A 13,592-nucleotide genomic window follows, 5' to 3' on the forward strand; every position below is an offset into this window, starting at 1 on the left:
GCACTTTTTTGCAGTTGGCCTGTAAACCGCTCCAAATATTGAGTTTTTCATGAGCCGGTTCAATATCAATAGCTTAGCTGCATTTTATTTTTTAATTATATGTTAGATAAATTAGAGCTGATATACGAGCGCTGGAAAAATGTTGAAGGTGAATTGAGCAATCCTGAGGTAACGCAGGATATGAAGCGTTTTGCCCAGTTAAATAAAGAATATAAAGATTTGAGCAAAATTGTTGACGAGTATCATATATACCGCAACATTATGAGCAATATCGATACCAATAAACATATCCTGGCTACCGAAAAAGACGAAGAGTTTCGCGATATGGCCAAGATGGAGCTTGATGAGTTGCTTGCCCAGCAGGAAACCAAAGAGGAAGAGATCCGCCTGATGCTGATCCCTAAAGATCCTGAGGATTCTAAAAACGCGATGGTTGAGATCCGTGGAGGTACAGGTGGTGATGAAGCCGCTCTTTTTGCCGGCGACCTTTACCGCATGTACATGCGCTATTGCGAAAAACGCGGCTGGCGTACCGAGCTGGTTGATTACACCGAAGGTACCAGCGGCGGCTACAAAGAGATCGTTTTTAACGTAACCGCGGAGGATGCGTACGGTACTTTAAAATACGAATCGGGCGTGCACCGTGTGCAACGTGTGCCGGATACTGAAACTCAGGGCCGCGTGCATACATCAGCAGCATCGGTAGTTGTACTGCCTGAAGTTGATGAGTTTGATATCGATTTGCAGGTTAGTGATATCCGTAAAGATTTGTTCTGTGCTTCAGGGCCGGGCGGTCAGTCGGTAAATACCACTTACTCGGCGGTTAGGTTAACCCACTTGCCTACAGGTATTGTGGCGCAATGCCAGGATCAGAAATCGCAGTTGAAAAACTACGATAAAGCCTTACAGGTATTACGTTCGAGGGTGTACGAGATGGAGTTACAGAAACACCTGGAAGAAACATCCAAAAAACGTAAAACCATGGTATCAACTGGCGATAGGTCGGCCAAGGTGCGTACATACAATTATCCGCAAGGCCGTTTAACCGAGCATCGTATTGGTTTAACTATCTATAACCTTCCGGGTGTATTGAATGGTGATTTGCAGGAGATTTTAGAATCATTGCAGTTTGCTGAGAATGCTGAGAAATTGAAAGAGGGTACGGTAGCGTAAGCTTAGTATATCTCAATTGATAAGAAATATTTAATCTCGTCATTGCGAGGTACGAAGCAATCCCCAATTAGCAGGTTCGCCCTGTATGTTTGGGATTGTTTTGTATCTCGCAATTGTCGTTTAGGGGGGCATATCGTTCGAGGTTGTGCGTCGGGAGGGATAGTAGTAGAAAGCCCACAGCGCGGGTAGGGATTGCTCGCGGACAAGGCAAGGACTGGCAATGGATAGCCCGCCCGTTGGCTAACGTCCATATTTGAACCGTTGATTGGGATGATTACGTTGATTTCGTTGATTTTTCTGAACCGTGATTTGGGGGGATTTTCAGGATTTATTGGATTGTGATTGGTGTACTGTAGTTTTTTCTTCATCACTTTCCTAAAAAAATCTTGTCCATCCCATAAATCTCCCCAAATCCCGGTTCAGACAAAATAGATGATAAGTTATTCTGAAACCCATTATTTATTGAAAAATTCCTCTCTTTCCTACCTCAATCATCCCTTTATCATCCAAATGTTAAAAAATGTCAAAATCAGTTAATTATGTTAATTGAAAAGTGTTTTTCATCTCAATTTCATAAAGGGGGCATAATTTAGTTTTTGTAAAGGAATAATGTAGCGTAATAGCTATTACAACCGTAAAGCTTTTAACACTGCATTGGTGTAAATGAACATATATTAAAACTGGATACTATGCTGGCTATAAAAACTTTAACCGATAATTTAACCATCTACAAACGCTCGGTACGTTTAATGGGTGATAAATTTGAAATTAGTGTGGTGGGTAACAATCCGCTACTGGCCGATGAGCAAATAGACATTGCCATTGATGAAATAAACCGCGTTGAAAAACTGCTTTCGGCTTTTAGCGATGATAGCAGCATTAACCGGATAAACCGTAACGCGGGCATAGCTCCTGTACAGGCCGACGGCGAAACTTTTAGGTTGATAAACCGCGCTGTTCAAATTTCTGAACTTACCTACGGCGCATTTGATATCACTTACCTTGCCGGTAAAAACGAAGATAATGCTGATGTAGCCGTTAAAGCGGCTAAACAAACCAAAACTTTGGCCAGCTATAAAAATATTGTGCTTGACGCGGTTAACCAAACCGTGTTTTTAAAGGAAGCAGGCATGCGTATAGGCTTTGGCGCTAACGGTAAAGGTTACGCTGCCGATAGGGCCAAATACGTGTTGCAAATGAATGGTGTTGACGCTGGTGTGATCAACTCTGGTGGCGATCTGCTTACATGGGGACTACAGCCGGGCGCTATGCCATGGACTGTTGCCGATGCCGATGCTGAACAAGCTAACCAACCGTTTGCCGATCTGGAGATCAGCAACATGGCTTTCGCTACTTCGGTTAATGCCGAAAACTACGCCAGCATCAGCAACAAAAAATTTGTTAATGTGCTTAATCCTAAAAAAGGGTTCCCCGTTAGCGGTATCAGCAGCGTAAGCATATTGAGCCCTACTGCCGAGTTTGCAGATGCTATGGCAAGCCCTGTGCTTACCATTGGTGTTAATGCAGGTTTGTACATGATAAACCAGCTTAACCAGGTGGCCTGTGTAATTATTGACGATCAGGGCCGCGTTTACACCTCAAAAGATATCAGTCTGTAAGAGGTTTCGATCAGTTGAAATATTATTAAACCTACATCATAATTAAGATTGTTTGCTCAGTTACATTGGTACGGTTGGTGCCTTTGTAACTGATTTTTTATGTACGGCATCCGTCTGTGTTTTGATATATCTGTTTAACTTGGTCGGAATTTGAAAATAATTTTAAGTCTTTCTTCTCCTCAATGATAAAGTGGTTTGCGTATATTGGTTTGTTATTGATATTTGCAACACGTATATCATCTGTTAATGCTAACACAAAAGGTATTACGTTAATTGCTTATGCCGGTAACAAAAAACCGGCCGATGCGTCATATACTATTAAAACGCTGGCTACAGATACAACTACCAAAACAAAAAAACAGCAGGAGGATGAAAAGAAGAAGATCAAGGAGATAGCCAAGGCTAAAAAACAGGCAAAACCCGCCACGGTTGACGACGATGCCGTCGTTGTACCTAAACCTAAACCGAAAAGGCAGCGCCGCCCTGAAGGCATGGAGCGCCCACCCGAAATACCGAGGAGAAATGGCAATTAAACTGGTTAAACAATCTACCATATTGATGAGATACCTTTGCTTACTTTTATTATTAGTTGCAGGCAGTACTGTTTACAGTGCCCCGGTTAACCTGCACCTATTTGAGGGTAAGCATGCTTTAGTTGCCGATTCGGATACCATTATCCGCAAGCGTTCGGTTTCGGCAGGGGTGAGTTATGGTAGCGACGTGCTTTTCTTTGGCCGTACCGGCCCGGTTAAATATCCTTTTGTTACTGCCGATTTGATCTACAATACCAAATCCGGGGTGTTTTTATACGGTTCGGCTTTTAAGGTGCTGGGTTATGCTCCCGTTGATGAGGTTGACGTTGGTGGTGGTTATTTCTATAAATTTTCGAAAGCTTTTTCAGGTGCGATCAGCTATACCAGGTTCTTTTTTGCAAGGGATGCCGCACAGGTAATTAAATCAGCCTCATCAAACGATATCAATTTTAAAAACTCGTACGATTGGAAATTCCTGAAATCCACGGTGGTTTTTGATTATCTCTTTGGAAAATCGAACGATAAGTTTTTTACTGTAAGCCACTCTAAATACTGGGAAAGCAGCTGGAGTATTTTTGACGATCAGGATTTCCTGTCGTTCAATCCATCGTTCAATTTTATATTGGGTACGCAAAACTTTGTGCAACGTTACTCGCTCGATCATAATTTCAGGGATGAGGCCAGCAATATTTCGGTTCATTATGATCCTAAATATGCCGCCCGTAACCGCAGGTTCAATATGCTTAATTACAGCTTTAAAGTACCTGTGGCCTATAACCGACCGCATTATACTTTTGAGTTTTCGTATAAATACTCCATCCCGGTTAACGTGGAAGGTGTATTGCTTAACCGGCGCGAATCGTTTTATAACCTAACCTTTTACTACGTTTTTTATTAGTACTAATACATGAATGTTTTAATAATAGAAGACGAAACAGCGCTGGCGCAGGAACTACAAATTTTCCTGACCAACTATAATTATATCTGCGAGGTTTGCCATGATGGCGCATCTGCTTCCGAGAAAATTGGTACCAACCTGTACGATTTTATATTGATAGATCTTGGCCTGCCTGATTATGATGGCCTCGATCTGTTAAAAGAAGCCAAAAAACACGATCCCGAAGCAGCCTGTATCATCCTCACCGCCCGTGCCGAAATTAATGACCGCATAAAAGGCCTTGATCTGGGTGCGGATGATTATCTGCCCAAACCTTTTTCATTGCTCGAGCTGCAAAGCCGTATGCAGGCTATTGTACGCCGAAAGTTTGGGGTAAAGAATAATATTATTGAGCTGGGCGGTTTCCTGATCGATTTGACAGCGCGTACTATATCCTACTACAACAGCGTTGTAAATACCATAACCAAAAAGGAATTTGACCTGATTGCCTATTTAATTTTGCATAAAAACCGCACGCTAACCCGTATGCAGCTGAGTGAACATATTTGGGGCAGCGTTGTAAATAATGATTACGACAGCAATTATATAGACGCGCACATTAAAAATATCCGCAAAAAATTAAATGCCTTCGCCCCGCCCGATTGGTTGGAGACGGTACGGGGGCTGGGATACAAGATAAAGATCAACGCCTGAGTATAATTTACTCACCCGGTCTACGCTACGCTGGACCACCCTCTCTACGGCAAGCCGCAAAGAGGGTAAAAAAATAAAAAACCAAAAATCCCCTCTTTACGCGCAGCGTAGAGAGGGGTGACAAGCGCAGCGATGTCGGGGTGAGTAATATGCAAGCGATATTTACGCCAAGTTAACCATAGGCTATTTCTTGCAACAAGGCTTGTCCTGAAGTAGACGCATGTGATGCGTCTCTACATAAATGATTGTGACACACAATTTAAATAACGCTTGAGTATTTGAAATTAGGAACAAAACTTACGCTTTTTAACGCCATATCAAAACTGGTTATCGTGATACTGTTTGTATTGCTGTTACCCGTATTGATAAAAAATATCAGCAGGAGTTATGTTGATAGCCAGCTTGTTAAACAGAAAAACAAGCTATTGCAGATTGTAAAAAGCCAGGGCATTGGTACCTATATTGAAAATGGCGAGGCCTATGGCAGTTACCTTCCACTTAAAGAAGAATACATCAGTTTGGATGAGGTTGATCCGGATTATTACCTGGATACTATAAAGCGAGGTAAGCGTTTGTTTAGCGAAGGCGATACCTTGGAGTACCGAATCCTGAGCCACACTTTCAAAATAAAAAAGAAAAACTACCTGCTGGAAATAGGTAAAAGCGTTGACACGCTTGATGAAACCAGTGCGCCGCTACAAAATATAGCCTTCCAGGTGTTATTGGGTATGATATTGCTTACCGTATTGGCCGACCAGGTATATTCCACCTACGTACTTAAACCGCTACGGCTCATTATCAAAACCAAGCTGGTTGGGCAAAAGTTTCCAAATTTTCAGTCGTACAGAAAAGTGCGAACGACGACCTCCGATTTTGAGCACCTGGATATAAGTATCCACAACATGATCGAAACCATTGCCGATAAGTTTCATAAAGAACGTGAGTTTATCTCCAATGCCTCGCACGAGTTGATGACGCCGATCTCCATCCTCCAATCAAAAATTGAGAACATGTTTGAGGAGGAGGATATTAATGATGACCTGAAAACACGGCTGCTGGAAATGCAGCGGATCTTGAACCGCTTAAAAAGCATCACTAAAACCCTGCTCCTGATCTCGCAGATAGAGAACGAGCAGTTTTTAAAAGAAGATACCGCTTCAGTTGTCGATTTGCTACAGGATGTTAACGATGAAATCTCGATCCGTTTGCAGGATAAAGACATCAGCTACGAAATGACAGTGCCCGATAACTGGCATTTTGTCAATATGAACAAGTTTTTGCTATTTAACCTGTTTTTTAACCTGGTCAATAACGCCATCAAATACAATAATGAAGGTGGCAGCATTAACGTGACCGGCGTACAGGTGTTTGATAAATTTGTGATCAGTATTACGGATACCGGGATAGGGATTGATGCCGATGCTATCCCGCTGATTTTTAATCGCTTTAAAAAAATGAGACAGGCTTTAAAGCAGGATAGTTTTGGGTTGGGGTTGCCTATTGTAAAATCGATAGCCTTGTTTCATGATATCGACATTGATGTGATCTCAGAAAAAGGCAAAGGCAGCACTTTTAAACTCATTTTCCCGGCTACGCTTATCGTTGCGAGGTAAAACGGCAGGGGCATGTGCCAAATTGCCCTGTAGCAACAATTTTACAACTTATTTTGTACTAAAAAATAGTCACCCGTTAATCCCCTTTTTAGGGGATTTTTCATTTTGTGCAGATTCTCTTTGTTAATAGTTAAAAAAATGTTGTTCTGGGTTCAGGCTACGGTCAATTGAACTATTGTTGTGCTTCTATACTGCCATTGCTATGCTTTGGCATCTGCTTTGCAAACATGCTGTATAACATATTATACAAATACGATGAGAACGCTAAAAATAAAGATAGCTACCCTGGGTGTAGCTTTAGCTACAGTAGGTTTATTAGGCTCGGGATGTAACTCGCTTACAAAAACACAAAAAGGTGCGGCGATTGGTGCAGGTGCAGGTGGTACCGTAGGTGCTTTTATAGGTAAAGCCGCAGGTAATACCGCGCTGGGTGCTATTATTGGTGGTGCCGTTGGTGGTACAGCCGGTGCTTTCATCGGTCGTAATATGGACAGGCAGGCTGCGGAAATTAAACAAACCGTACCGGGCGCTACTGTAACCCGCGAAGGTGAAGGTATTTTGGTGAAGTTTGATTCAGGTATTTTATTCGATACCGATAAATCGGATCTTAAATCTGCAGCGCAAACTAACCTGCAAAATTTAGCAGCTTCACTTCAAAAAAATCCTGAAACCAATATTACCATTATTGGCCATACAGATAGCACTGGTTCTGCTGCTTATAACCAAACACTTTCGGTAAAAAGAGCGGATGCGGTTAAATCATACCTTGTATCTGGTAACGTAGCTTCGTCACGTATGACTGTTGTTGGTAAAGGTAAAAACGAGCCGATTGCCGATAATGCTACCGCCGAAGGTCGTGCGCAAAACCGCAGGGTGGAGATCACCATTGTGGCTAACGACAAAATGAAAGAGCAGGCTAAATCTGCCCAATAAAAATTGAATAATAAGATCAGTTAATAGTTTAATGATGAAGTCCCCGGCGCAAGGCCGGGGACTTTTTTGCTTTTATACCTCATAATGTCATTTGATATTCAAAAGTGGGGGGAAGTGCGATTCCCTCCCCTGGGAGGGTGTAGGGAGGGGTTTCTACGAATTGCATATCTACAAACTTGGCGTACAAACCCCTTCCTGCCATTGCTCATTTCCCCCGCGCCCCTCCCCAAGGAGGGAATCAAAAATTCCCTAATAGCCTATATGCGATTTTAACCTTTATTAATGTCATCTTTCCTTTCCCGATAAAAACTACTTGCAATCAATAAGTTAATCGCTTACTTTTGTTTTATGGTAAAAAGGACCGGCGCAATATTACTCACTATGCTGTATATAGTTACAGTGTTAGGCTTTGCGCTAAACTTTCATATCTGCGGCGATTATGTGGCTTCGGTGAAAATTGATGCACCGGCTGTTAATTGCGGCATGGATAAGGCCAACGGCAAAATGAAATGCTGCAAGGATAAGCAGGTTGAGGTGAAGGTGAAAGACGCTCATCAAGCCGAAGAAGCTACTTCATTCCTGGCAAAAGTATTTGGTTTTGAGTTACCTCATCTTTCATTAGATGGCCTGTTCCCGGCATTGCCATCGTCGGTTTCCGAAAAGTTTTATGATCGCGGTCCGCCCGATCCTCCTTTGCAGGGCATCGCTACTTTTATCCTCAACTGCATTTTCCGTATTTGATCTTTTAATTGTTTAACCTTAGATAAACCTTATCCTCAGTTTATTCTCAAACAATTAGTTAAAAAAGATCAACATGAAAACTTTAAAAATATTTGTCATCATATTCGCGCTTTCGGTAACTGCCGCTAAAGCCCAATTCACCAAAGCCGAACTTCAGGTTAGCGGCTTAACCTGCGCCCTTTGCGCAAAATCAACCGAGAAAGCTTTACGTACGCTCCCTTTTATCGGCGAGATCAAAACCGACCTCATCCGCAATACTTATATCCTTACTTTTAAAAATGATGTGCCTGTAAATTTCGAGCAGATCAGCAAAAAGGTACAAGGCTCAGGATTTTCGGTTAACAGCTTAAAAGCCACCTATAACTTTGCCAACACCAAAGTTGCCGAGAGTAAATTCACTTACGGCGGCGACACCTATCATGTGCTTAACGCCGGCGATAAATCATTTACCGGTGATGTTAATGTTACCGTGGTTGATAATGGTTTCGCACCAAAATCAGTATCTAAAAAGTACCTGGGCCAGGTTACCGATACTGCACCTGCCAGCGGTCGTGTTTATCATTTAGCTATATAAGCCCTTCATTTAAACATATTTTTTATGAAGAGGATTTTATTGGCTGTTTGCCTTATGGCAGTGGCTTGCCCTTTGTTTGCGCAGGAACTGTATGTAAATACCGAACCTGCCAGCAACATGGCAACCAACTCCTTAGGTTTACGCATTGAAAACCAGGGCTACTTCAAGCCCGATTTTAAAAATCGTAGTACTTTTGAGGGTATGTTTGGCCTGAGCCGTTATGTGATGGTGCATGGTTCGTTGTACACATCCAACTATTATACCAGCGGGCAACATTTTGAAGGTGGGAGTGTGTACGCCAAGTTCAGGTTTTTATCTATCGATACCGTTCAGCAACATTTCAGGGGAGCATTTTTTACTAAGCTTTCAAGCATCAACAACCCGATAGTTAATCAGGAGATAACGCTCGAAGGTGATAACAGCGGCTTACAAAGCGGTTTTGTATTTACACAACTGCTGCACAAACTGGCGCTTTCAGGCTCGGTAAGTTATTTGCGCGCTTTTGATAACCGCGGCGGATATGATCTGCCAGATGGACAAGCGCGAAATGCCGCTGCCTATACCCTATCGGGAGGATACCTGTTGCTGCCACGCAAATACCGGGATTATAACCAAACCAACCTCAACCTGTATGTGGAGCTGTTGGGCAAAACCAATCCGGGTAAGGGGCAAAGCTATCTTGATGTGGCCCCTGCTGTGCAACTGATCTTTAACAGTACTTTCCGGTTGGATTTTTCATATCGTACCCCTATCTACAATGATATGCAGCGTAATACCAAAAACATGTACCTCATAAGGTTGGAGTACAATTTATTTAATCTTTAACCCTACACCTACTTTGAAAAAATATATTTTACTGACCGCCGTGTTTTTGATAAGCACTGCGGCCTTCGCTCAGCATCATCATGAAATGAACATGACGGATAGCGCGAAGAAGAACATGAATATGAAGAGCACCAAACCCATGATGATGGATGGTATGGACATGGGCGATATGAAAATGGATACCCCCATGCACCACCACATGATGATGACCAGCCAGTTCTCGCGCGATCTGCCCATGAACCGTGATGGTTCCGGTACATCATGGGTGCCGGATGAAACGCCGATGTACGCTTACATGATCCACGGGAAAAAATGGATGAGCATGGTGCACGGCAGCTTCTTCGCCAGGTATAATAACCAGGATCTGTTTAACAGCGGCAAACGCGGTGGTAAAAGTAGATTTGATGTGCCCAATTGGTTGATGTTCATGACACAACGCAAGGTTGGTAACAACGGCCTGTTCTCTATTAATACCATGTTCTCGTTCGATCCCTTTTTGGTTGGCGCAGGCGGCTACCCGCTGCTTTATCAAACCGGCGAATCGTACCAAGGGCATAAATTGGTAGATAAGCAGCACCCGCACGATCTGTTTGCTGAGTTAAGCGTAGCCTATACCCAGCGCGTAGCTAAGGATGCCGACATCTCCTTGTCGGTTGGTTATCCGGGCGAACCGGCTTTAGGTCCGCCGGTATTTATGCACAGGCTTTCGGCCATGAATAATCCCGATGCACCGCTTGGGCATCATTACCAGGATGCTACGCACATTACTTTTGGTGTGGCTACCTTGGGTTTTAGGGTTAAGAATGTAAAACTGGAAGGTTCGATATTTACCGGTCGTGAACCGGATGAGTTCCGTTATGATTTTGATAAAATGAGGTTTGATTCTTACTCGGTACGCTTATCCTACAATCCATCAAAAGAATGGGCCTTGCAGGTATCTGATGGCTGGATCCACAGCCCGGAGGAAGCCGAGCCGCAACAAAATGTAAACAGGTTTACAGCATCGGCCATTCATACCAAAATGTTAGGCAATAATAGCTATGTGGCAACTACGCTGGTATATGGGCAAAACCACTACTCGGATAATAAACGCACACAGCCGTCAGTATTGTTAGAAAATACTTTTCAGCTAAATAAAACCGCTATTTATGGGCGATATGAGTTTGTACAGAAAGATGCCCATGAGCTTGATCTTGAGAATGAATTGCCCTTAGATCCTAATTTAAATATCAACGCATTAACGCTTGGGGTAAATCGCATTTTAGGCAGCTTTAAAAATACCAATGTAACTGGTGGGGTGCAGGCTACGCTTAACGTTTCGCCATCGGCATTAAAACCACTTTATAGCAGCACGCCGGTTGGATTTGAGGTTTATTTGAGGATAACCCCTGCAATGATGAAGATGTAATTTAATGTAGAGACGCATAATTGCGTCTCCCGCAGGACAAGCGGCCTTGCAAATCATTTCTGCCGTAAATTGCTTGTGGGAGACGCAATTATGCTTCACTACATTAAAAAAAATGAATTATTTACTCATAACTATGCCGCTCAAAATCATAATCAGATTGTGAGCTGATGATCTTCTTTCGCCGTTGAACGTCGGTATCTAAATTATGGTCATAAATATTATCCGTAACCGCAATGTCGCGTTCCTTATCGCGCTCGGCTAAATGGATATTGGCCTCGGCGGTTTTGGCAATGGCCGTATCATAAGGCCCTTTGGGCGACATCAGTTTTACAAATACCGGCAAGCATTCAAACAAAATAAACAAGTAGCCGATAAAGGAAATAGCGAGGTAAGTATCCAGATCGCGGGTGCCGTTTTCGTTATAAGTTAGCTGACCTAAAGCCCAGTTACGGTCGGAAAAACCGGCTATACTTGCCAAGCTATCCAACTGATGCTCGGTGAATAGGCGGGTGCTGTTTAACCCCTCGTAATCCTTTCGTGCACTCAGGTACTGGTCCATTTGCCCTAAATTATCGGTCACCGTTTTTAGCCGGGCTTCTTTCTCTTCCAATACGGCCTGCTTTTGTTTGGCGTAAGTGCCATAGCCCGTAATGCCCGATGTTTGGTTGGTTTTATCGCCAAATACTTCCTGGTTAAGCTGGAAACGGGAACGGTTGATATCTTTCTCTAACGAGTCCTTTTCCTTTTTCAGGTCGCCATTTTTACCCAACTCCATGGCATATTTCTGCATATAGGTTTTTTCGAGGGTATCAATTTTGCTGTGCTGGCCTTTAAGGTAGGCAGTTTTTAACTTCTGGCGGATCTCCTTATCGAAGATCTTCAGTTCCAGCGGACGCGATATCACTATCCCTATCATAATAGCCAGCAAAACACGTGGCGATGCCTGCAATATTTGTTGCCTGCTTGTACCCTCTTTATTAATGCTGGATACGATGTAGCGGTCCATGTTAAAAATGGCAGTGCCCCAAAGCAAGCCGAACAATATGGCAAAACCTACGGCAAAGCCATCGCCATTAAAAACAAAGTACATGGCGTAACCGCCCGAAAGCGCCGCAAACAAAGCAGTAAAAAATATAGTGGCCCCTATACCTACATACTTATTATGTTCGATAGGGTATTTTTTCAAGGTATCGATATGTGCACCAGAACAAAACCAGAAAAAGCGTGTAACTTTTTTCATTAAGTAATTATTTTGTCAATATTGTATGAAACGCTCATACACATTGATTGTTACAAATAACAAGCCTAAATTTTTGATACAGAAAAAAACTACCTTTGAATTATAATTTAAAACTAACATGAACGAGATAACCGTACAGGAACTAAAAGAAAAGATCGACAATAAAGAAGATTTTCAACTGATTGACGTAAGGGAAGATTTTGAATATGAAACTTCAAACATCGGCGGTGTGCTGATCCCGTTGGGTGGCGTACTGATCGAATCGGACAAGATCTCAAAAGATAAACCGGTAGTAGTAATGTGCCGCAGCGGCAAACGTAGCGCAGCAGCTATAATGCAATTGGAGCAACAAGGTTTTACCAACCTGTCAAACCTGCGTGGTGGTATCCTTGCATGGCAGGCCGAAATTGACCCGGAAATAAGCGTTTACTAATATGGGCTTTAAATTAGTGCTCAATGTGTTGTACACCATGGGTGTAGCGTTGTGCTTTATTGTTGCCTACAAAATGTTTACCACCCACCAGTATCTGATCATGGCAGGTGCCATGATTGTTGGTACTGTGGTTATATTTTTAAAGCTGAGGTTATTGAAAGAGGTTAAAGAGGCTCAGCAACCCGAGCAAAAAGAAACCAAAGGTAAGGGAGCTAAATAGTTCGTTTCTTGTCCTGGCAGACTTACGAAGTTTTGAAAACTTCGTAAGTCTTGATCTTTTCAAAATCAATATCTATACACACGGTACTTTTGTCCAACAAATTGCATTCTGTCAGTCTATCTGTGTTGAGTAAAAACCTGAACCAACCTACAAATTTATGATCATTTCTTCTGCAAAGCTTTCAACGCTTATTGTTATAGTTATCATGCTTTCGGCTTGCGGTAGCGGTACTACACAAAAACATAAAGCAACTTCTAAAGAAATATCCATAATCGTTACCTACCAAGACAAACTAAATCAATGCAAATCAACCTATCCTTTTACCCAATGGAGAAAAATGGTTGATGATGGATTGGACCAATACACCGAAGAGAACTGCAACAAGGCTAAAACTATTTTTGATAATTTAATAAGCGGACTGATCAAAGCAGGTGAAGCCGCTACTGAAAAACAAAAGGTTGAGCTTTTTGAAAAAGCAGTGACATCACTAAACAGGCTTAACGACAAAATTGACGGATCGCTTATTGAAACCGGGGAGCGGGAAGAGCTTTGTGCGTTGATAGATAAGATCACCATAGCGGCAGGTCTTAATCCTGATGATTATGGCGATGGTGGTGGGATTGCTGATAAATGGAGGGAATGGTAAGCATCTTTTATTATCGATGAATCGCTTACACAGCTAAACTTCG

The 13,592-nt window shown here is 42.6% G+C and carries 15 protein-coding genes; 14 read left to right on the forward strand and 1 reads right to left on the reverse strand.

Annotated elements, in window-relative coordinates:
* Positions 1-99: 99 nt before the first annotated feature.
* The 11 genes from prfA (at position 100) to AAFN85_RS18745 (ending at position 11,010) form a co-directional block, all read left to right on the forward strand.
* Positions 100-1,173, forward strand: a complete 1,074-nt coding sequence (gene prfA / locus AAFN85_RS18695; protein WP_347529130.1) for a peptide chain release factor 1 — start codon at positions 100-102, stop codon at positions 1,171-1,173.
* 689 nt (positions 1,174-1,862) lie between these two features.
* Complete coding sequence (locus AAFN85_RS18700) at positions 1,863-2,792, forward strand: FAD:protein FMN transferase (protein ID WP_347529131.1); 930 nt, start codon at positions 1,863-1,865, stop codon at positions 2,790-2,792.
* 182 nt (positions 2,793-2,974) lie between these two features.
* The gene (locus AAFN85_RS18705; RefSeq protein WP_347529132.1) at positions 2,975-3,325 is read left to right on the forward strand and encodes a hypothetical protein; all 351 of its coding nucleotides are present in this window, start codon (positions 2,975-2,977) and stop codon (positions 3,323-3,325) included.
* Complete coding sequence (locus tag AAFN85_RS18710) at positions 3,315-4,223, forward strand: hypothetical protein (protein ID WP_347529133.1); 909 nt, start codon at positions 3,315-3,317, stop codon at positions 4,221-4,223. The genes AAFN85_RS18705 and AAFN85_RS18710 overlap by 11 nt, the downstream gene beginning before the upstream one ends.
* Positions 4,224-4,232: 9 nt before the next feature.
* Complete coding sequence (locus AAFN85_RS18715) at positions 4,233-4,916, forward strand: response regulator transcription factor (protein WP_347529134.1); 684 nt, start codon at positions 4,233-4,235, stop codon at positions 4,914-4,916.
* A gap of 278 nt (positions 4,917-5,194) precedes the next feature.
* Entirely contained in the window at positions 5,195-6,529 is a 1,335-nt protein-coding gene (locus tag AAFN85_RS18720; RefSeq protein WP_347529135.1) for a HAMP domain-containing sensor histidine kinase, read from the forward strand.
* A gap of 255 nt (positions 6,530-6,784) precedes the next feature.
* On the forward strand, positions 6,785-7,462 hold the full coding sequence (locus AAFN85_RS18725) for an OmpA family protein (RefSeq protein WP_347529136.1): 678 nt from the start codon (positions 6,785-6,787) through the stop codon (positions 7,460-7,462).
* 348 nt (positions 7,463-7,810) lie between these two features.
* Positions 7,811-8,203, forward strand: coding sequence for a hypothetical protein (locus AAFN85_RS18730; RefSeq protein ID WP_347529137.1), 393 nt, complete (start codon positions 7,811-7,813; stop codon positions 8,201-8,203).
* 73 nt (positions 8,204-8,276) lie between these two features.
* On the forward strand, positions 8,277-8,777 hold the full coding sequence (locus tag AAFN85_RS18735; protein ID WP_347529138.1) for a heavy metal-associated domain-containing protein: 501 nt from the start codon (positions 8,277-8,279) through the stop codon (positions 8,775-8,777).
* A gap of 24 nt (positions 8,778-8,801) precedes the next feature.
* Complete coding sequence (locus AAFN85_RS18740) at positions 8,802-9,602, forward strand: hypothetical protein (protein WP_347529139.1); 801 nt, start codon at positions 8,802-8,804, stop codon at positions 9,600-9,602.
* 13 nt (positions 9,603-9,615) lie between these two features.
* A complete protein-coding gene (locus AAFN85_RS18745) occupies positions 9,616-11,010 on the forward strand; it encodes a hypothetical protein (RefSeq protein WP_347529140.1) in 1,395 nt (464 codons plus the stop codon).
* 121 nt (positions 11,011-11,131) lie between these two features.
* Here AAFN85_RS18745 and AAFN85_RS18750 read toward each other — a convergent pair whose 3' ends face one another.
* Positions 11,132-12,250 carry a DUF4407 domain-containing protein gene (locus tag AAFN85_RS18750; protein ID WP_347529141.1) on the reverse strand — a complete coding sequence of 373 codons (1,119 nt, stop codon included), beginning with the start codon at positions 12,248-12,250 and terminating at the stop codon, positions 11,132-11,134.
* Between the two features lie 118 nt (positions 12,251-12,368).
* On the opposite strand from AAFN85_RS18750, the gene AAFN85_RS18755 reads away from it, so the two are divergent.
* The 3 genes from AAFN85_RS18755 (at position 12,369) to AAFN85_RS18765 (ending at position 13,549) form a co-directional block, all read left to right on the forward strand.
* On the forward strand, positions 12,369-12,683 hold the full coding sequence (locus AAFN85_RS18755) for a rhodanese-like domain-containing protein (RefSeq protein ID WP_347529142.1): 315 nt from the start codon (positions 12,369-12,371) through the stop codon (positions 12,681-12,683).
* Position 12,684: 1 nt separating this feature from the next.
* Complete coding sequence (locus tag AAFN85_RS18760; protein WP_347529143.1) at positions 12,685-12,903, forward strand: DUF6358 family protein; 219 nt, start codon at positions 12,685-12,687, stop codon at positions 12,901-12,903.
* 157 nt (positions 12,904-13,060) lie between these two features.
* Positions 13,061-13,549 carry a hypothetical protein gene (locus AAFN85_RS18765; RefSeq protein ID WP_347529144.1) on the forward strand — a complete coding sequence of 163 codons (489 nt, stop codon included), beginning with the start codon at positions 13,061-13,063 and terminating at the stop codon, positions 13,547-13,549.
* The last annotated feature ends 43 nt before the right edge of the window (positions 13,550-13,592 follow it).

Source organism: Mucilaginibacter sp. CAU 1740 (genome assembly GCF_039839285.1).
Classification (GTDB): domain Bacteria; phylum Bacteroidota; class Bacteroidia; order Sphingobacteriales; family Sphingobacteriaceae; genus Mucilaginibacter.